Origin of the sequence: Amycolatopsis vancoresmycina (assembly GCF_000716785.1) — a bacterium.
Taxonomy (GTDB): Bacteria; Actinomycetota; Actinomycetes; order Mycobacteriales; family Pseudonocardiaceae; genus Amycolatopsis; species Amycolatopsis vancoresmycina.
Genome location: NZ_JNYY01000001.1, coordinates 243,467 through 262,027 on the forward strand (window position 1 = coordinate 243,467; position 18,561 = coordinate 262,027).

The following is an 18,561-nucleotide window of genomic DNA, read 5'->3' on the forward strand; positions in this document are numbered from 1 at the left end:
CTCACTGGTTGCGCGAAGCCAGGCCCTCGGGCGCCGACTTGACCGCCGCGTGGATCGCGTCCGCCAAGGCCAGCGCGTCCTCCTCGGTCAGTTCGAGGGCGACGCGCGCCGAGGCACCCAGGGCCGGGTTGCGGAAGTCGATGTTCACCGTGTGCGCGTAGGGCGCGTGGACCGGGTGGTCGACGTACACGGTCCCCTCGTTGAGGCGGAACCACCCGCGGGCGCCCTTGCCGCTGCCCTCGAGCTCGAACTTCTCCGTCAGATACGTGCACATAAGGGGAGTCCTCTCAGGCGGAAAGCGTCCGGGCGTAGAAATCGAGAATCCGTTCCCAGCCGTCCTTCGCGGCTTCCGGGCGGTAGCTCGGGCGGTCGACCGCGAAGAACGCATGGCCGGCGCCCGCGTACGTGTGGAACTCGTGTTCTTTGCCGTGCTTCTCCAGCTCGGCCGCCAGCACGGCGACCTCGTCCGGGCCCGGGAACTGGTCGTCCGCCCCGAAGATGCCCAGCAGCGGGCACGACAGCTGCGGTGCCAAGCCGAGCAGCGGCTTCATCTGCTTCATCGCCTCCGGCGGGTCGTTGACGACGAAGGCGCCGTAGCAGTCGACGGCCGCGTCGAGGTCCAGGGAACACGCGGACAGGAATGCGTGCCGCCCGCCCGAGCAGTGCCCGATGACGCCGACGCGGCCGTTGGCGTTCTCCAGGGCGCGGAGGTAGTCCGCCGCGCCCGAGACGTCACCGACCAGGCGGTCGTCGGGGACGCCGCCCGCCGCGCGGACCGTCGCCGCCGCGTCGTCCGGGTCCGCGCCCGGCGCTTCACGCGTGTACAGGTTCGGGCAGAGCGCGTTGTAGCCCTCGACGGCGAAGCGGCGCACCATCTCCTTCGTCGCCGCGTCGTAGCCGGGCAGGTGGTGGATCACCACGACGCCGCCGCGCGGGGTGTCGTCGGTCGGCTTGGCCAGGTAGGCCTCGAGCTCGTCCCCGCCGTGACCGGTGATGGTGACGGTCCCGGCGACGATTTCGTCGGTCATCGGTTTTCCTTCGCTCGTTCGGGCGGGTGGACGTACTGCTTGCCGCGGGAGGCGGACGCGGCCGCGGCGACGAGGGCCATCACGGCGGCCGCGGTGAACACGACCGCCAGGCCGTGGTGGAACGGTCCGGAGACCAGCTGCGGGAAGAACGATCCGCCGGTGAGCGTCACCCGGTCGGCCGGGGCCAGCCCGGCCAGGACGTCCGGGCCGAGCAGGTGCCCGACCGGGTTGCTGCCCAGGAACGCGGCGAACAGCGTGCTGACCGGCGGGAGCTGCGCGACGCCGTCGGCCACCGGCGCCGGGACGCCGTGGGCCTGCAGGCCGCCGGTCAGCGTCTGCGGCAGCGACGAAGCGAGCCCGGCGATCATCAGCGAGAAGAACACGCCGATCGACAGCGAGGTCCCGGAGTTCTGGAACGTCGCCCGCATGCCGGAGGCGACCCCGCGCTGCTCGGTGGGGACGCTGCTCATGATCGCCGACGTGTTCGGCGCGGCGAACATGCCCTGGCCGATCCCGCTGAGCACGAGCAGGGCCGCGAACGCCGGGTACGGGAAGTCCACCGGCAGGGCCAGCAGCCCGAAGAACGCCACCGCGACCAGGACCAGGCCGCCGGTGGCCAGCGGCCGGGCCCCGAACCGGTCGGACAGGTACCCGGACACCGGCCCGGCGACCAGGAACCCCACGGTCAGCGGCAGCATGTGGATCCCGGCCCACAACGGCGTCTGCTCGTAGTCGTAGCCGTGCAGGGGCAGCCAGATCCCCTGCAGCCAGATGATGAGCATGAACTGCATGCCACCACGAGCGACCGAAGTCAGCAACGCGGCGATGTTGCCGGCGGCGAACGCCCGGATCCTGAACAGCGAAAGCTGGAACATCGGCGTGGCCACGCGGGTCTCGATGACGCCGAACCCGACGAGCAGCAGCACCCCGGCGCCGATCCCGCCGAGCACCCACGGGTTGCCCCAGCCGGTCGCCGCGCCGCCGTAGGGCTGGATGCCGTAGGTGATCGCGGCCAGCACCAGCGCGGTCCCGGCCGCGAAGGTGACGTTGCCGCCCCAGTCGACCTTCGCGCGCTGCGGCGTCCCGACCTCGCGGAGGCTGCGGATGGACCAGATCGTGCCGAGCAGGCCGAACGGCACACTCACCCAGAACACCGCCCGCCAGTCGATCTCGGCCAGCAGGCCGCCGACGACCAGGCCGAGGAACTGCCCGGCGAGCGCGGTGATCTGGTTGACGCCCAGCGCCATCCCGCGCTGGTGCGCCGGGAAGGCGTCGGTCAGGATGGCCGCCGAGTTCGCCGTCAGCATCGACCCGCCGACGGCCTGCACGACCCGCCAGCCGATCAGCCACAGCGCCCCGGCGCCGCCGTGGAACGGGTCGAACGACAGCGCCACCGACGCGGCGCTGAACACGACGAAGCCGACGTTGTACATCTTGACGCGGCCGAACATGTCGCCGAGCCGCCCGAGCGTCACCACGAGCACGGCCTGCACCAGCAGGTAGCCGAGGATCATCCAGAGCAGGTAGCCGATGTTGCCGGGCGCGAGCGGGTCGAGCCCGATGCCGCGGAAGATCGCCGGCAGCGAGATGATCACGATGGAGCCGTCGAGTGCGGACATCAGCACGCCGAGCGTGGTGTTGGACAGCGCGACCCACTTGTAGCTCACAGCTCGTCCGCCAGCCGCTCGATCAGCGGGATGGCCGTGATCAGTTCGCGCCGCTCGGCCTCGGTGAACTTCTCGGCCAGCGCCGCCGCCATCCGCCTGCCGGTCTCGGACCGCCGGTCGGTGACCAGCTTGACGCCGGCTTCGGTGACCGACATCAGCACTTTGCGGCCGTCGGTCTCGTCCTTGCGCCGCTCGACGAGCCCGCGCTCGACCAGCCCCGCCAGCGTCACGCCCATGGCCTGCGGTTTGACGCGTTCGAGGTCGGCCAGGCAGCCGGGGGTGGCCGGGCCCTCGCGCTCGAGCCGGGACAGGACCGAGCGTTCGGGCAGCGTCAGTTCGCCGACGACGTACCCCTGGCGCAGCCGCCGGATCAGCCGGCCGAGCGCGACCCGCAGGTCCGCGCTCGCCTGGAGGAGTTCCTCGTCCGTCACGATCGTCAACCTAGACTGATAAACCTGGGTTGATCAACCCGGACGGAACGGCCGCAATCGGGTGGGCGGGGAGCTTTCGCCCGGGCGGCCGCGATCAGCCGGGCGGGTCCGCGGGCAGCGGGATCGGGACGGTCGCCTCGCCGTCGGCGGACTCGACGGCCACCGTGAGCAGCCGGGCTTCCGCGGGCGGGCCGGGCTCGAACGTGCGCCGTTCCACCAGCAACCCGTGCGACCCGGACCCGCCGCCACCGCCGGCGCGGTACTGGGTTCCGGCGTCGTCCCACGCGCGCCACCGGGTACGCAGGGCGAAGCGCTCTCGCATCCGGCGCGGATCGAAGCCCTCTTGTGCCATGGTCAGGACCACGAAGGCCGACCACACCTCCAGGCTGACCAGGTCCGCCGTCAGCTCACCCGCCTCGAGGGTGCGGCCCGCCAGGGAAACCACCTGCCGCAGCACCGGCCTGGGCGGCTCTTCGATCGCTTGCCGCCACTCAGGCCGCTCGGTGCCGGCATGCCTGGCCACCGGCGCGAAGGTGGCCGAGGCGGAGGCTTCCGCGTGCACGACGTTGAGCCGGCCGGAGCGCTGCAGGGTCACGTCCAGGTCGGCGAGGATCCGGTCGGCTTCCTCCTGGCCCAGCGCCCCGGCGGCCACCAGGCCGATCGCCACGCCGCGGATTTCCCGCCGGTCGAACCCGCTCAGCCGCCCGGCGGGCGGCTGCCCCCTTCCCGCGCCCAGGCCGTCGGAAATCAGCTTCTCCAGGTAGCCGCGTCCGTCCATGCCGCCATCGTCCCGCGAAATCAGGCGACGGGGACCGGATCCCACGCCGGGAACGGATCCGGTCCGGAAGCCACCTCGCCGAGACAACCCCGTAGGGCGTCGAGGAGTGCTTCGCCGGCCAGGTCGACGCCGATGAACACCAGCTCCTGCCGCGGTCCGGCGGCCACGCCCTGGGGCTCGAACCGGGCGACCGTGCCCGCCTGGGACCACAGGCCGGTCACCCCGGGCCGGGACGCCAGCGCGAAGAAGCCCTTGGAACGCAGCACCGTCCCGAACTCGCCGGAGTCCAGCCGCCGGGTGACGAAGTCCCACAGCGGCACCGGGTCGAACGCCCGGGAAGCGCGGAACACCACGCTGGAGATGCCGTACTCCTCGGTCTCCGGGACGTGGTCGCCGTTCAGCTCGGCCACCCACCCCGGCGCCTCCCGGGCCTTGAGCGGGTCGTACCGGCCGGTGCCGAACACCCGGTCCAGCGGCACCTTCCCGAAGCTGCCGGTGACGACGTCGGCGGCCGGGTTGAGCCGCCGCAGCACCGCCACGAGCCGGTCGGCGTCGGTGGCCAGGTCCGTCTTGTTCAGCAGCAGGACGTCGGCGAACTCGACCTGGTCGATCAGCAGGTCGCTGACCGTCCGCTCGTCGTCTTCGTACTGGTCCAGGCGGCGCTCCACCAGCGAGTCGCCGCCGGCCAGCTCGCGGGCGAAGTTCGCCGCGTCGACCACCGTCACCATCGTGTCGAGGTGGGCGACGGCGTCCAAGAACGTGAACGTCGCCGCCACCGGCATCGGCTCGGAGATCCCGCTCGACTCGATGAGCACGTGGTCGAAGCGGTCGTCCGCGCACAGCGCCGCCACCTCGTCGAGGAGGTCCTCCCGCAGGGTGCAGCAGATGCACCCGTTGGTCAGTTCCACCAGGCGTTCCTGCGACCGGACCAGCGCGGCGTCGATGTTGACCTCGCTCATGTCGTTGACGATCACGGCGACCCGCAGGCCCGCCCGGTTGGCGAGGATGTGGTTGAGCAGCGTCGTCTTGCCCGCGCCGAGGAAGCCGGACAGTACGGTGACCGGAACGCTCACCGCGCGTGGAAGTGCTTGATCAGCCGCCGTGGGACGAGCTTCGTCTCCCCGTCCACCTTGATCGGCACCAGATCCGGCACCGCGGCCTTCCACTGCGACCGCCGGGACCGGGTGTTGCTGCGGGACGTCTTGCGCTTGGGGACGGCCATCAGCGGTCGCCCCGCTTTCCGTAGCGGCGGTGGAACTTCTCGACCTGGCCGGCGCTGTCCATGATCCGCTGGGTGCCGGTCCAAAACGGGTGCGACCACGCGCTGATGTCGACCATGACCAGCGGGTAGGTCCGGCCGTCGGACCACTCGATCGTCCGCTCGGAGGTGATGGTGGAGCGGGTCAGGAAGGCGTCGCCGGTGGACGAGTCCTTGAACACCACGGGGTGGTAGTCGGGGTGGATTCCGGTCTTCATGCTTCTTCCTTTCGGTTCGCCGCGGAGTGCCGCGCCGGGTCGGGTCCGGTGTCCTCGCACGGTTCCTCGTGCCAGTCGCCGAACGGGTCGGGGTAGCGCGCCCACTCTTCGGGTCCGGCCGCGAATTCCGCGTCGGTCAGTAGAGCGCTGCGCAGGGCCGCGTCGATCTCGTCGGGCGTTGTCTGGTCCGTCACCACGACCAGTTCCTGTGCGCGGTCGCCGTGCACCGGGTCCCAGCGCAGGGACGCCAGCGTCCGGCGTTCGGGGGAGACGTCCGTCCACTCCGGACCGTCCGGCGCCGCGAGCCAGGGCCCGGCGTGGCCCAGGCCCAGCCCGCCGCCCGCCGACTCGATCCAGAACGCGACGTCGGGCTGGCTGGCCACCCACGCGCGCCCGCGGGTGCGGACGACGCCGTCGAGCAGCACGTCCAGCGCGTCGTGCAGCCGGGTGGGGTGGAACGGCCGGCGCGCGGTGAAGGTGAGCAGCGCGATGCCGCAGTCGGCGTGCAGCGGCGGCTCGCCGCGCAGCAGGGCGCCGTGCATGTCGGTGACCTCGCCGCGCCGGGCGTCCGCCGGGACCGCGTCGAGCACACTGTGACCGTCGATCTGGGCCAGTTCGACCCGCGGGATCGACGGTGCCACCCGGTCCAGCACCGCGGACGCCTTCGCGGCGGTCCACGCGTCGGCGGCCGCGCCGGCCAGCACCAGGACGTCGGCGAACTCGACCTGGGACAACGCGACCTGGGCGACCGTCCGCTCGTCCTCGGGGCTGCCCTGCAGGTTCCGGTCGGCCAGCTCGTCGTCGCCGGTCGCGTCGGCCAGGAAGGTCGCGCAGTCGACCACGGTCAGGACCGCCCGCAGGTCGACGTCCTCGCTCACCGGCCGGTCGCCGACCAGGACGTTCCGGATCGCCCAGCTCACCGGCTCGGGCTCCATGGCCTCGTCGAGCCGGACGACGATCCGGGTCACCTCCGGCCGCCGGGCCAGCCGCCGCAGCAGCGGGAGCAGGTCCTCGCGCAGGGTGCAGGACACGCAGCCGTGGGCGAGTTCGAGCACGGTCAGCTCGTCGCGCTCGCCGAGTTGCAGGCGGCGGCGGACGACGCCGGAGTGGATCTCGCGCAGGTCGTGGTGGACGACGGCGGTGCCGGGCCCGGCCACGCGCAGCAGCTCGGCCAGCGTCGCGCTCGGTCCGGCGACCAGCCCGCCGACGAGGACGAGGGGGACGCGGGGGTGGTGGGTCACAGGGGCTCCAGGAATGCGGACGGGGTGCGGTGCGCTATAGTAACTGAAAACGAAAACCACTATCAACTCGGGAGGGTCCTTGTCCGCCGTGTGCCAGGTCACCGGCCGCAAGCCGGGCTACGGCAAGCAGGTCTCGCACTCCCACCGCCGCACGTCCCGGCGGTGGGAGCCGAACCTGCAGAACCGTCGCTACTTCGTGCCCAGTGAGGGCCGCTGGGTGCGGCTGCGCGTGTCCGCCAAGGGCATGAAGACGATCGACAAGCGCGGCATCGAGGCCGTCGTCGCCGAGCTGAAGGCGAAGGGGGTGAAGCTGTAATGGCGAAGAGCACCGACGTCCGGCCGATCATCAAGCTGCGGTCCACCGCGGGCACCGGCTACACGTACGTCACCAAGAAGAACCGCCGCAACGACCCGGACCGGATGGTCCTGCGCAAGTACGACCCGGTCGCGCGCAAGCACGTCGAGTTCAAGGAAGAGCGCTGATGGCCAAGAAGTCGAAGATCGCGAAGAACGAGCAGCGGAAGGTGATCGCCGCCCGGTACGTCGAACGCCGCCGCGCGCTCAAGGCCGTCATCGCCTCGCCGGGCTCGTCGGCCGGGGACAAGGCGGCGGCCGTCGTCGCGCTGCAGAAGCTGCCGCGCGACGCGAGCCCGACCCGGATCCGCAACCGGGACGTCTCGGACGGCCGTCCCCGCGGGTACCTCCGGAAGTTCGGGCTGTCGCGGGTGAAGATGCGCCAGGCCGCGCACCACGGCGAGCTGCCCGGCGTCGCGAAGTCGAGCTGGTGAGCCGGATGCCGAAGCCGAACCGCGACCGTCCCGCCAAGCGCAAAGTGAACCTGTTGCACGCCAACAAGATCACGCACGTCGACTGGAAGGACGCCGACCTGCTGCGGAAGTTCATCTCCGACCGCGGCAAGATCCGCGCCCGCCGGGTGACGGGATTGACGCCGCAGCAACAGAAACAGGTCGCCACGGCGATCAAGAACGCGCGCGAGATGGCGTTGCTGCCGTACCCGGCCGCGGGCCGCGCGCAGTAAATCGGATGCGGGCGGCCGGGTGGTCGCGCGATCATGAGCCCACGAAAGGGGGCGTCGCACGCGGATGTCCTGACGCACAGGAGGTCCACGCTTGCACGCCCAGCTCACGGTCACGCCCGCCCGGCTGCCCGAGATCCTGCTCACCACCGCCGTCGTGCGGCCGGTGTTCCTCTGGGGCGCGCCCGGCATCGGGAAGTCCTCGCTGGTGCGGGACTTCGCGGCGTCGCTCGGGCTCGACTGCGTGTCGCTGCTGGGCACCCAGCTCGCGCCGGAAGACCTGATCGGGGTCCCGCAGATCGTGGAGGGCCGCAGCCGGTTCTGCCCGCCGGAGCAGATCGCGCGCGACGAGCCGTACTGCCTGTTCCTCGACGAGCTGAACGCCGCCGCGCCCGACGTCCAGAAGGCGTTCTACTCGCTCATCCTCGACCGCCGCATCGGCTCCTACGAGCTGCCGCCGGGTTCGGTCGTGATCGGCGCCGGCAACCGCGCCACCGACCAGGCGCTGGCCCGGCCGATGGCGTCCGCCCTGGTGAACCGCCTGGTGCACGTCCACCTGCGCGCCGCGCCCGGCGACTGGCTCGCCTGGGCGGCCGGGAACGGCATCCACCCGTGGGTGATCGAATACCTCACCCAGCGCCCGGACCACCTCTGGAGCCCGCCGCCGAAGACCGAGGAGCCGTTTTCGACGCCGCGGTCCTGGCACATGCTCTCGGACTTGCTCCACTCCGCCGGCGACCCGGCGGACGACGAGACGGTCGCGCTGCTGGCGTACGCCACCCTCACCCCGGCGCACGCCGGTGCCTTCCGCGCGTATCTCAAAGTCGCCCGGCACGCCTTCGACCTGGAGGCGATCCTCAAGGGCGACGCGCGCTGGCCCGCCGAGCCCGCCGACCGCGACCTGCTCTACTTCCTCGCCGAGACGTTCCGCGCCCGGCTGGTCAAGGATCTGCCCGCGGACAAGCGGCACGCGTCGGCGGCCGTCCGCCAGTTCGCCTTCCGCGCGAAGAGCCTGCTCGTCGAGCTGGCCGAAATCTCCCTGGAGATGGCGCAGCTGGTCATCGCCGACGACGAGGCAGGCAACCCGCGGCTGCCGTCGTGGTTCCTGGTCGAAGCCGCCCGTGACCTCCCGCGGCTGGTCGCGGCGCGCGCATGAGCAACGCCCGCGTCGAAGCGAAGCGCCGCGAGCGCCGGAAGAAGGCGATCGAAGACGGCTGGGCCGAGGTGCGGTCGCACACGGTCCTGGACCACCTCGCCCGCGGCGCGAGCCTCAGTACCGACAGTGCCGATGGTGGCTGGGCCGTCGTCACCGACCGCGGGGTGATCCGGCCGAACCGCGCCCGGGACGCCGAGGCGGGCGAGTGGGCGTGGGTTTTCGCGCACCTGTTGCTGCACCTCGGGCTCGGTCACCTCGACGACGATCGGCTGGACGAAGCGGAGGCGGTCACGGCCCGCGAGGTCGACCCGGTCTACGCAGCCGCCTGCTGCGTCGCCGTGCACCGGTTCGCCGAGGCCGTCCACGTCGGCACCCCGGTGCTGGACCTGCCCGAACTCCCCGGCACCGATGAGCTCGCCCTGACCCGCGCCTGGCGCGAAACCGGCGTTCCGGCGCCGTTCACCGACCTGGGCACCGGGCGCCCGTGCCTGGCGCTCGGCGAGCCGATGTCCCGCTGGCAGCTGCAGTACCACGGCAAGCCGACGCCGTGGACCGAGCGGTTCGCCCGCGGGCTGATCGCCTCGGCCACCGAAGCCATGGAACGCGCCGCCGACGCCCGCGGCCAGACCCGGCACCGGCGGGCGCTGGGGGAGTGGGACCGCGCGCTGTCCTGGTTCGTCTCGTCGTTCCCGCTGCTCGGCGCGGTGGCGGCCGGATTCACCCTGGTCGTCGACGTCGAGGTGGTCCGCGCCTGGGACATCTCGGTGGCCGCGGTCGACGCCGAGCACGGCGAGATCTACGTCAACCCGAGTGCCGCGCTGACCACCGAGGAGTGGCGGTTCGTCCTGGCCCACGAGATGCTGCACGCGGCGCTGCGGCACGACCGCCGCGCGCTGGGCCGCGACCCGTACCTGTGGAACGTCGCCTGCGACTACGTGATCAACGGCTGGCTGGTCGCGATGGCCGTCGGCGAGCTGCCCGACGGCGGCCTGCACGACCAGCAGCTGGCCGGGATGTCGGCGGAGTCGGTGTACGACACGCTGACCACCGACCTCCGCCGGGCCCGCAAGCTGCTGACCCTGGGCTCGCGCGAGGCGGGGGACGTCCTCGGCGACTGGCTGTCCGAGCCGGAGGCGGCGCAGCGCCGGTCGTCCCGCCGGACCGCGCGGCCGATGCCGTGGGGTGACCGCGTCCAGGGCGTCGACCTCGACGAGTTCTACCGCCGGGCGCTCACCCAGGGTCTCGAGTACCACCACGCCCAGGGCCGCGGCCTGCTGCCGGCCGGGCTGGAGCAGGAGATCCGGGCCCTCGACCACCCGCCGCTGCCGTGGGATGCGCAGCTTGCGCGCTGGTTCGACGAGCACGTCCGGGCGGAGCTGCCGGTGCGCAGCTACGCGCGGGCGTCGCGCCGCCAGTCGGCGACCCCGGACATCCCGCGTCCGGGCCGCGTCCGCCCGGAACGGCTCGACCAGCGCGTCACCTTCGGCGTCGTGCTGGACACGTCCGGGTCGATGAACGCGGAGCTGCTCGGCAAGGCGCTGGGCGCGATCGCGTCGTACGCGCTGGCCAGGGACGTCCCGGCGGCGCGCGTGGTGTTCTGCGACGCGGTCGCCTACGACGCCGGGTACCTCGCGGTGGAGGACATCGCGGGCCGGGTGAAGGTCCGCGGCCGCGGCGGGACGGCCCTGCAGCCCGGTGTCGACCTGCTGCAGCGGGCGCCCGACTTCCCGGCCGACGGGCCGATCCTGATCATCACCGACGCCTACTGCGACCACGTCCGGCCGCGCCGCGAGCACGCGTACCTGGTGCCGCGGGGTGCGCGGCTGCCGTTCGTGGCCCGCGGGCCGGTGTTCCGGGTGGCGTAACGCACGCTGGGCTGGCGTGGGGCTCGCGCGCCAATAAACTCCCGCGCATGGACGACCCGCACTACCTTTCCGGCCTGCAGCTCACCGGCCGCCGCGTCGTGATGTTCGGCGGCGGCAGCGTGGCCCAACGACGGCTGCCCCGGCTGATCGCGGCGGGCGCCCGCGTCGAACTGGTGTCGCCGCACACGACGCCGTCGGTGCAGGGAATGGTGGACGCGGGGGAGCTGGTCTGGCACGAACGCCGCTACGAGCCCGGTGACCTGCGTGCCGCCTGGTACGCGCTGGCCTGCACGAACGACGCGGGCGTCAACGCGGAGATCTGCGCCGAGGCCGAGCGGGAGCGGGTGTTCTGCGTCCGCGCCGACGAAGGCGAGTCGGGCTCGGCGGTGACCCCGGCGTCCGGGCGGCACGGCGGCCTGCTGTTCGGCGTGCTCTCCGGCGGCGAGCCCCTGCGCTCCGCGGCGGTCCGCGACTCGATGCTCGACGGCCTGCACAACGGCACCATCGAGGACGGCCGTCAGCCACACCCGGAAGGCACCCTGCCCGGGGTGGCGCTGGTCGGCGGCGGCCCGGGCGACCCGGAGCTGATCACGGTCCGCGGCCGTCGCCTGCTGGCGCGCGCGGACGTCGTCGTGGCCGACCGCCTGGCGCCCCGCGAGCTGCTCGACGAACTCGCGCCCGAGGTGGAGATCGTCGACGCGGCGAAGATCCCGTACGGCCGCGCGGCCAGCCAGGACGTCATCAACAGCACGCTGATCGAGCGCGCCAAGGAGGGCAAGTTCGTCGTCCGCCTCAAGGGCGGCGACCCGTACCTGTTCGGCCGCGGCTTCGAGGAGGTGCTGGCCTGCGCGGAGGCGGGCGTCCCGGTGACGATGGTCCCGGGCATCACGAGCGCGTTCGCGGTCCCGGCGGCCGCCGACGTCCCGGTCACCCACCGCGGCGTGGCGCACGAGGTGGTGGTGGTCTCCGGCCACGTGGCCCCCGGCGACGACCGGTCCCTGGTCGACTGGGACCTGCTGGCCCGGATGAAGGGCACGATCGTGCTGATGATGGGCGTGGAGCGCCTCCCGCAGTTCGCGAAGGCCCTCCTGGACGGCGGCCGCCCGGCCGACACCCCGGTGACCGTCGTCGAGGACGGCACGATGCGCACCCAGCGTTCCCTCCGGTCCACATTGGACAAGGTGGTCACCGACGCGGCCGCCTCCGGCGTCCGCCCCCCGGCAGTGATCGTGATCGGCCCGGTAGCCGGCCTCGCCCCCGTGTCCTGACGCGAGTTGCGGGTTCGGGCACGTGGTCAGTCTTCGTAGCAGCTCGCGGCGAAGTCGCGGATCGCGTCCGACAGCCTCGTCGGGTCGAGGCGGAGCTCGACCGGGCTGCGGGCCTGGACGAACTCCGCGTCCGGCATGTCGACCGCCAGGGTGTCCGCGTCGCCGAACGGGTGGATCGGGTCGCCCTGGTGGCCGATCACCAGCGCGCGGGTCGTGATCTTGCGGCGGACCGCCTTCGGCGGCGCGATCCGGCCGAACAGCACCCCGTGCAGCAGGGCCGCCATCGGGGCCGGGCGCTGCGACAGCGTGTCCGTGACGACGTCGACCCACTGGTTGCCGTGCGGCACGACCGACGCCGCCAGCGCCACCGCCTGCACGGTGAACGGCAGGAACCGGGCCGCCATCAGCAGCGGGGCGAAAGTCACCAGCCCGGCGACGATCGCGTTGTCCAGCACCGGCATCTCGACGATCAGGCCCCGGGCGCGCGAAGGGGCCGACACCGCGACTTCCAGCGAGACGTTCGCGCCAAGGGACGTCCCGCCGATCACGGCCGACGGCACGTCGAGGTGGTCCAGCAATGCCAGGGTCTGCTCGGCGAACGACGGCATCGAGTACAGCCACGACTCGGTCGGCCGGTCGGAGTCGCCGTGCCCGAGCAGGTCCAGGGTGATCACCCGGAACCCCGCGCGGGCCAGCCGGCGGGCCAGCGGCGCGTGCATCCGGCGGGTCAGCATGATGCCGTGCGTGAGGACGACGACCTTGTCACCGCTGCCGAACTCGGTGTACCAGAGCCGGTGGCCTTCGTGGTCGAACGAACCGGTCAGCTCGATCGGGCGGGACGCCCGCCGGACGGGGGCGGGCGGGGGTTCGGACTCGATCGCGGTCGCGCTGGCCGGGCTCATGTCCCACCGTCCTCCCCGTGTCGGCGTCGGTTCTCCCAGGAAAGCATCCCCCGGCCACCTTGGCACAGTGACGTCCCCAGCAATTGACAGGGCGCCAATGGCGGGTCGCAGCGGGCATGGGTCAAGATGACCCCATGACCGCTACTGCTGACAGTCTGCCCGACCTCGTCTCCCTCAAGGTCGACGTCGACGGCCCTGTGGCCGAAGTGACGCTTCTCGGCCCCTCGAAGGGCAACGCGATGGGCCCGGACTTCTGGCGCGAGCTGCCGCTGGTGTTCCGCGCGCTGGACGCCGACCCGCGGGTCAGGGCGGTCGTGCTCACCGGCAGCGGCAAGCACTTCTCCTACGGCCTCGACCTGCCGGCGATGATGGGCGACTGGGCGCCGATGCTGGGCGGGGACAACCTGGCCGGCCCGCGCACCGCGTTCCTCGACCAGGTCCGGTCGCTGCAGGCGGCGGTCAGCTCGATCGCGGAATGCCGCAAACCGGTCGTCGCGGCCGTTTCGGGCTGGTGCATCGGCGGCGGGGTCGACGTCGTCGCCGCCGCGGACGTCCGCCTGGCCAGCGCCGACGCCAAGTTCAGCGTCCGCGAGGTGCGCGTCGCCATCGTCGCGGACCTCGGCAGCCTGCAGCGGCTCGCCTCGATCATCGGCGAGGGGCACCTGCGGGAGCTCGCCCTCACCGGCAAGGACGTCGACGCCGCCCGCGCGGAGAAGATCGGCCTGGTCAACGACGTCTACGAGAACCAGGAGGCGCTGCTGGAGGCTGCGCGGGAACTCGCCGGCGAGATCGCTGCGAACCCGCCGCTGGTGGTGCAGGGTACGAAGCAGGTACTGGCGGCGAACACCGAGCGCCAGGTCGCCGACGGCCTCCGGTACGTCGCGGCGTGGAACTCGGCGTTCCTGCCCAGCAAGGACCTCGGCGAGGCGGTCCAGGCGTTCATGGAGCGCCGCAAGCCGGAGTTCAAGGGCGAGTAGAGGAGGCACAGCGTGAGCGTCCACCACGCGTTCCGCGTCGCACGGGACTACCTGCAGACCCATCGCGAGGACTACGACACGGCGTACCGCGACTTCGCCTGGCCGGAGTTCGACGAGTTCAACTGGGCGATCGACTGGTTCGACGTCGTCGCGCACGACCCGGCCAACGCCGAGCGGTACGCGCTGTGGATCGTCGAGGAGGACGGCCGCGAGAACCGCTGGACCTACCCGGAGATGTCGGGCCGGTCCAACCAGGTCGCCAACTGGCTGCGCGGCCTCGGCGTCCGCCGCGGCGACCGGCTGATCCTGATGCTGGGCAACCAGGGTGAGCTGTGGGAGACCATCCTCGCGGCGATCAAGCTCGGCGCGGTGATCATCCCGGCGTCGACGCTGCTGGGCCCGGCCGACCTGACCGACCGCGTCGAGCGCGGCGCGGCCCGGCACGTCGTGGTCCGCTCGGTGGACGCGCCGAAGTTCGACGGCGTCGAGGGTGACTACACGCGGATCGCGGTGGGGGAGCCGGTCGAGGGCTGGCACTCGTACTCGGCCGCGTTCGCCGAGTCACCCGAGTACACCCCGGACGGCCCGACGAAGGCCGCCGACCCGCTGCTGCTCTACTTCACCTCCGGCACGACGGCGAAGCCGAAGCTGGTGCAGCACACGCACGTCTCGTACCCGGTGGGCCACCTGTCCACGATGTACTGGATCGGGCTGGAGCCGGGCGACGTCCACCTGAACATCTCCTCGCCCGGCTGGGCGAAGCACGCGTGGAGCAACTTCTTCGCGCCGTGGAACGCCGAGGCGACGGTGTTCCTCTACAACTACAGCCGGTTCGACGCGGGCGCGCTGATGGCCCAGATGGACCGGTGCGGCGTCACCAGCTTCTGCGCGCCGCCGACGGTCTGGCGAATGCTCATCCAGGCCGACCTGACGGCCCTGACGACGCCGCCGCGCAAGGTCGTCGGCGCGGGCGAGCCACTCAACCCCGAGGTGATCGACCAGGTCGAGAAGGCGTGGGGCGTCACCATCCGCGACGGCTTCGGCCAGACCGAGAGCAGCGTCCAGATCGCGAACACGCCGGGCCAGGAGGTCGTGCCCGGGTCGATGGGCCGCCCGCTGCCCGGCTTCGTGGTGGCGCTGGTGGACCCGGTCAGCGGCGAGCGCGCGACGGAGGGCGAGATCTGCCTGGACCTGGCCCACCGGCCGGTGGGCCTGATGACCGGCTACGCGGACGACGACGAACGCACGTCGGCGGCGTTCGCCGGCGGCTTCTACCACACGGGTGACGTCGGTTCGATCGACGAACGCGGGTACATCACCTACGTCGGGCGCACCGACGACGTGTTCAAGGCGTCGGACTACCGGATCTCGCCGTTCGAGCTGGAGAGCGTGCTGATCGAGCACGAGGCGGTGGCCGAGGCGGCGGTGGTCCCGGCCCCCGACCCGATCCGGCTCGCGGTGCCCAAGGCCTACGTCGTGCTGGCCGCCGGCTTCTCGCCGGACGCCGGCACGGCGCGGTCGATCCTCGCGCACTGCCGCGAGCACCTGGCGCCGTACAAGCGGATCCGGCGGCTCGAGTTCGCGGAGCTGCCGAAGACGATCTCGGGCAAGATCCGCCGTGTCGAGCTGCGCGGCCGCGAGAGCGACCCGAAGCGCGGCGAAGGGACCGAGTACCGCGAAGAGGACTTCCCGGACCTCAAGTCCTGAGCCTCAGCTGCGGGTGCCCTCGACCTGGCGGCCGTCCTCGGTCGAGCAGGCGGTCACCGGGTCGCCGGCGGCGCTGCCGCACGTCCACTCGCCGATCGCGATCGGGCCGGGGCCGTCGGGGGAGGCGGCTTCGGCCGGGGTCAGCTTGGCGAAGTAGTCCGTGAGCAGCTTCGCCGCCGCGGCGCAGTCGACCCGGCCGTGCGCGACGACCGCCGTCTTCGCGCCGGCGGCGGTGACGTCGCCGCACGGCACGCCGGGTGCCGTCGACGCGGCCGCCGCAGCGGCGGCGGGCACGGCCGCGGCGGGGGAGGGCGCGGCGGGCGCCGGGTCACCGCTGCCGCAGCCGGCCAGTGCGGCGGTCGCGGCGACGAGCAGCAGGGGGTACGCGAGAGTCTTCATGGGCCCTTCAGGAGCGGACGGGACGGGTTCTCACTCGGACGGCACGACGGCGGCGAACACCGTCTGCTCGCCCTTGGTGCAGGTGGTGCCGCCCTGCGCGGCGGGCGGCCCGGAGGCGCACAGCCAGCCGTCGACGGTCTCGTTCACCGCGTCGTTCGAGCCGGCACCCTGGCGCCCGGCGATCTTGCGGTGGAAGTCCCCGACGAGCTTCGTCGCGGCGGCGCAGCTGACCCCGGCGGACCCGCTGTCGAAGACGTAGAGCGTCAGCCCGCTGGCGGCGGTCACGGTGCCGCAGGAGCCCGGCACCGACGGCGGCGGCCCGGACGGCTTGGACACCGGAGCGGGCGCGCCGGAGCCGTCGGTGGCGGCGGGCGGGGGCGGCGGGGTGCCGGTCGGCGTGGTCGAGGGCGCGGCGGCGGTCGGAGAGGGCGGCGGCGGGGGCGCCTGCGCGGCCGGGCCGCCGGCGCAGGCCGCGAGCGCGGGCAGGGCGAGGCAGGCCACGAGCCACGTCTTCGTGGTGGTCGGGTGGGGCACCGCGATCCTTCCTCCCCGGCTGACTGGCCCGGTCATTCTGGCCCATCCCGGCCGGGGCCCCGCGGATCGACGCGCCCACGGGTGTGCCGGAGATTACTCCAGCGGGGTGGCGCCCCGGTCCGGTGGCCGCCGAATTGGTGTCCACAATGGACAATTAACATTCCGTTCACGCTCCGAAACCTCCCGCTGTCATCAAGAATCGATCGGTCTAATTCCGGCCGTTCCCGTTAACAATCCGGCCCGGCGCGCCGAAGATCTTGGTGGGAGCCGACGAGCTTCCCCGTCCCCGACACCCGTCCCGGAACCCGTGAGAGCGATGAACGCCGACGCAGTGACCAGCACCGAAGACCCGTCCAGCCCGCCGACCGTCCCGAGCACCGTGGTCTGGTGCTGCGGCCGCCCGTACGTCCTCGAGGGCCGCGCGGGCCGAGCCCGCTGGATGGGCACCGACTACCGCGGCCGCCCCGAGTCGCTGACCAGCGCCGAGCTGCAGCGCCGCGGGTGGAGCCACCGCCGGGCCAGCTGACGCCGTCCGGGCCGCCCCTTCCTGGGGAGGGGCGGCCCGAGACCCTTTCGGGGCTGCTCTTGGCCGCGCTGGCGGGGGTGCCGGATGCCGCTGATGGCCGGGGAGCCGCCGTGCACCGCCTGAGCCCGCCCCTTTCCGGCCGCCGCAGGTCCGCGACCCAGCTCGCCGAACCCCGCGCCGCAAGGCCGGGCCGCCCGGCGCGAGCGAGGGTCGAACTCGCCCGGCGCCGCACCGGCTCGCACGCAAGGCCCGGCAGCCGAGCCCGCCGCCGTGCACCGCCCCTCCCCGGCCGCCACAGGTCCGCAACCGCGCTTGCCAAACCCGCCCGGCCCGAAGCCCCCACCGGCACCACCGGCCCCGGCGCCGCACCACCGGGCGCCCCCGCACCTCTCCGCTGTTTAATGGCCCCGTGAGCACAGCCGCACCCGAACCCGCCGCTCAGGCCGATGCCGCCGAGCCCTCCCTGCTGCGGCAGGCGCTCAACGTCCCCAACATCCTCTCCCTGCTGCGGCTGGCCGGCGTGCCGGTCTTCCTCTGGCTGCTCCTCGGCCCGAAGGAAGACGGCTGGGCGCTCGCGCTGCTCGTCTTCAGCGCCCTCACCGACTGGCTCGACGGCAAGCTCGCCCGCTGGCTCAACCAGATGTCGCGGCTCGGGCAGCTGCTCGACCCCGCCGCCGACCGGCTCTACATCCTCGCGACCCTCGTCGCCTTCCTCGTCCGCGACATCATCCCGTGGTGGGTCGTCGTGCCGCTGGTGCTGCGCGAGGCCGTGCTCGGCGTCTGCGTCATGACGCTGCGCCGCCGGGGGTTCGCGCCGCCCGAGGTCACCTACCTCGGGAAGGGGGCCACCTTCGTCCTGATGTACGCCTTCCCGTTCCTGCTGCTCGCGCAGGGTGGCTCCGACGTCGCCGCGGTCGCGCGGCCGATCGGGTACGCCTTCACCATCTGGGGCGCCGTCCTCTACGTCTGGTCCGGTGTCCTCTACGTCGTGCAGGCGCGCAACGCCCTCCGCGAACCCGCAGAGTGAGCTTTCGCCGGGTCGTGGCGGGCGGCTGCGCCGTGTGGGTGTAAGACTTCGCCCAGCACGTTTGGCCAGTGAGGGCATGAAAGGGGACCGCGGTGTCCGCTCCTGAAGAGCTTCGCTACACCGAGGACCACGAGTGGGTCGCCACCCGCGAGGAGACGCTCGTCCGGGTGGGCATCACCGAGTACGCGCAGGACCAGCTCGGCGACGTCGTGTTCGTCGACCTGCCCGAGGTCGGCAGGCAGGTGAGCGCGGGGGACGTCTTCGGCGAGGTCGAGTCGACCAAGAGCGTCTCCGAGCTGTTCGCGCCGGTCGACGGGGAGGTCGTCGCGGTCAACGACGGCGTCGCCGACTCGCCGGAGCTGATCAACAGCGACCCCTACGGCGAGGGCTGGCTGATCGAGATCCGGCTCGACGACCCGGCCGGGCTCGAAGCCCTGCTCGAAGCCGAGGCGTACGACGCACTGACCAAGGGCTGAAGCCCGCTCCGCCGGTTCGGGGAGCCGGGGCTCGGAGAATCGATCAGGCACGGTACGTTGGCAGCTA

At 72.6% G+C, this 18,561-nt stretch carries 24 protein-coding genes; 12 read left to right on the plus strand and 12 right to left on the minus strand.

The genetic code is table 11. The features are described 5' to 3' along the window. Nucleotide 1 precedes the first annotated feature (1 nt). From OO60_RS01025 to mrf, 9 genes are all read right to left on the minus strand, one after another. Nucleotides 2-274 (minus strand): DUF6295 family protein, encoded by a 273-nt coding sequence (locus OO60_RS01025; protein WP_003091663.1) that lies wholly within the window; start codon nt 272-274, stop codon nt 2-4. A 13-nt stretch (nt 275-287) separates the two neighbouring features. Beyond that, entirely contained in the window at nt 288-1,028 is a 741-nt protein-coding gene (locus OO60_RS01030; RefSeq protein ID WP_003091665.1) for a dienelactone hydrolase family protein, read from the minus strand. Further along, nucleotides 1,025-2,695, minus strand: coding sequence for an MFS transporter (locus OO60_RS01035; RefSeq protein ID WP_003091666.1), 1,671 nt, complete (start codon nt 2,693-2,695; stop codon nt 1,025-1,027). The genes OO60_RS01030 and OO60_RS01035 overlap by 4 nt, the downstream gene beginning before the upstream one ends. After that, nucleotides 2,692-3,126 (minus strand): MarR family winged helix-turn-helix transcriptional regulator, encoded by a 435-nt coding sequence (locus OO60_RS01040; protein ID WP_003091668.1) that lies wholly within the window; start codon nt 3,124-3,126, stop codon nt 2,692-2,694. Before OO60_RS01040 ends, OO60_RS01035 begins: the two co-directional genes overlap by 4 nt. Nucleotides 3,127-3,220: 94 nt before the next feature. Next, a complete protein-coding gene (locus tag OO60_RS01045) occupies nt 3,221-3,904 on the minus strand; it encodes a hypothetical protein (RefSeq protein WP_003091669.1) in 684 nt (227 codons plus the stop codon). 20 nt (nt 3,905-3,924) lie between these two features. Then, complete coding sequence (locus OO60_RS01050) at nt 3,925-4,977, minus strand: GTP-binding protein (protein ID WP_003091671.1); 1,053 nt, start codon at nt 4,975-4,977, stop codon at nt 3,925-3,927. Further along, nucleotides 4,974-5,126, minus strand: coding sequence for a 50S ribosomal protein L32 (gene rpmF, locus OO60_RS01055; RefSeq protein WP_003091673.1), 153 nt, complete (start codon nt 5,124-5,126; stop codon nt 4,974-4,976). The genes OO60_RS01050 and rpmF overlap by 4 nt, the downstream gene beginning before the upstream one ends. Then, the gene (locus tag OO60_RS01060) at nt 5,126-5,380 is read right to left on the minus strand and encodes a type B 50S ribosomal protein L31 (protein ID WP_003091674.1); all 255 of its coding nucleotides are present in this window, start codon (nt 5,378-5,380) and stop codon (nt 5,126-5,128) included. Before OO60_RS01060 ends, rpmF begins: the two co-directional genes overlap by 1 nt. After that, nucleotides 5,377-6,621, minus strand: a complete 1,245-nt coding sequence (gene mrf / locus OO60_RS01065) for a ribosome hibernation factor-recruiting GTPase MRF (protein WP_003091678.1) — start codon at nt 6,619-6,621, stop codon at nt 5,377-5,379. Before mrf ends, OO60_RS01060 begins: the two co-directional genes overlap by 4 nt. A gap of 79 nt (nt 6,622-6,700) precedes the next feature. On the opposite strand from mrf, the gene rpmB reads away from it, so the two are divergent. From rpmB to cobA, 7 genes are all read left to right on the plus strand, one after another. Next, nucleotides 6,701-6,937: a 50S ribosomal protein L28 gene (gene rpmB, locus OO60_RS01070; RefSeq protein WP_003091680.1), complete on the plus strand. Its 237-nt coding sequence runs from the start codon at nt 6,701-6,703 to the stop codon at nt 6,935-6,937. Then, entirely contained in the window at nt 6,937-7,104 is a 168-nt protein-coding gene (gene rpmG, locus OO60_RS01075) for a 50S ribosomal protein L33 (protein ID WP_003091682.1), read from the plus strand. Before rpmB ends, rpmG begins: the two co-directional genes overlap by 1 nt. After that, nucleotides 7,104-7,409: a 30S ribosomal protein S14 gene (gene rpsN, locus OO60_RS01080; protein ID WP_003091684.1), complete on the plus strand. Its 306-nt coding sequence runs from the start codon at nt 7,104-7,106 to the stop codon at nt 7,407-7,409. Before rpmG ends, rpsN begins: the two co-directional genes overlap by 1 nt. Further along, the gene (rpsR, locus tag OO60_RS01085; RefSeq protein ID WP_033260626.1) at nt 7,406-7,660 is read left to right on the plus strand and encodes a 30S ribosomal protein S18; all 255 of its coding nucleotides are present in this window, start codon (nt 7,406-7,408) and stop codon (nt 7,658-7,660) included. The genes rpsN and rpsR overlap by 4 nt, the downstream gene beginning before the upstream one ends. A gap of 91 nt (nt 7,661-7,751) precedes the next feature. After that, nucleotides 7,752-8,813, plus strand: coding sequence for an ATP-binding protein (locus OO60_RS01090; RefSeq protein ID WP_003091688.1), 1,062 nt, complete (start codon nt 7,752-7,754; stop codon nt 8,811-8,813). After that, on the plus strand, nt 8,810-10,678 hold the full coding sequence (locus tag OO60_RS01095; protein WP_003091689.1) for a vWA domain-containing protein: 1,869 nt from the start codon (nt 8,810-8,812) through the stop codon (nt 10,676-10,678). The genes OO60_RS01090 and OO60_RS01095 overlap by 4 nt, the downstream gene beginning before the upstream one ends. 47 nt (nt 10,679-10,725) lie before the next feature. Next, nucleotides 10,726-11,946, plus strand: coding sequence for a uroporphyrinogen-III C-methyltransferase (gene cobA / locus OO60_RS01100; protein ID WP_003091691.1), 1,221 nt, complete (start codon nt 10,726-10,728; stop codon nt 11,944-11,946). A gap of 26 nt (nt 11,947-11,972) precedes the next feature. Here the strand turns inward: cobA and OO60_RS01105 are convergent, their stop codons facing one another. Beyond that, the gene (locus OO60_RS01105) at nt 11,973-12,848 is read right to left on the minus strand and encodes an alpha/beta fold hydrolase (RefSeq protein ID WP_003091693.1); all 876 of its coding nucleotides are present in this window, start codon (nt 12,846-12,848) and stop codon (nt 11,973-11,975) included. A 134-nt stretch (nt 12,849-12,982) separates the two neighbouring features. Between OO60_RS01105 and OO60_RS01110 the strand changes: the two genes are divergently transcribed. Further along, nucleotides 12,983-13,825 carry a crotonase/enoyl-CoA hydratase family protein gene (locus OO60_RS01110; protein ID WP_033260627.1) on the plus strand — a complete coding sequence of 281 codons (843 nt, stop codon included), beginning with the start codon at nt 12,983-12,985 and terminating at the stop codon, nt 13,823-13,825. A 12-nt stretch (nt 13,826-13,837) separates the two neighbouring features. Next, nucleotides 13,838-15,532 carry an AMP-binding protein gene (locus OO60_RS01115; RefSeq protein ID WP_003091700.1) on the plus strand — a complete coding sequence of 565 codons (1,695 nt, stop codon included), beginning with the start codon at nt 13,838-13,840 and terminating at the stop codon, nt 15,530-15,532. Nucleotides 15,533-15,535: 3 nt separating this feature from the next. Here OO60_RS01115 and OO60_RS01120 read toward each other — a convergent pair whose 3' ends face one another. Both OO60_RS01120 and OO60_RS47630 read right to left on the minus strand, forming a co-directional pair. Next, entirely contained in the window at nt 15,536-15,931 is a 396-nt protein-coding gene (locus OO60_RS01120) for a hypothetical protein (protein WP_033260628.1), read from the minus strand. A 30-nt stretch (nt 15,932-15,961) separates the two neighbouring features. After that, nucleotides 15,962-16,465, minus strand: coding sequence for a hypothetical protein (locus tag OO60_RS47630; RefSeq protein WP_081911101.1), 504 nt, complete (start codon nt 16,463-16,465; stop codon nt 15,962-15,964). A 316-nt stretch (nt 16,466-16,781) separates the two neighbouring features. Between OO60_RS47630 and OO60_RS01130 the strand changes: the two genes are divergently transcribed. The 3 genes from OO60_RS01130 to gcvH all read left to right on the plus strand — a co-directional run bounded on the left by OO60_RS01130 (nt 16,782) and on the right by gcvH (nt 18,494). After that, nucleotides 16,782-16,991 (plus strand): hypothetical protein, encoded by a 210-nt coding sequence (locus OO60_RS01130; RefSeq protein ID WP_033260629.1) that lies wholly within the window; start codon nt 16,782-16,784, stop codon nt 16,989-16,991. 409 nt (nt 16,992-17,400) lie between these two features. Next, entirely contained in the window at nt 17,401-18,018 is a 618-nt protein-coding gene (gene clsA, locus OO60_RS01135; protein WP_004559565.1) for a cardiolipin synthase ClsA, read from the plus strand. 92 nt (nt 18,019-18,110) lie between these two features. Continuing rightward, nucleotides 18,111-18,494, plus strand: a complete 384-nt coding sequence (gcvH, locus tag OO60_RS01140) for a glycine cleavage system protein GcvH (protein WP_004559566.1) — start codon at nt 18,111-18,113, stop codon at nt 18,492-18,494. Nucleotides 18,495-18,561 lie beyond the last annotated feature (67 nt).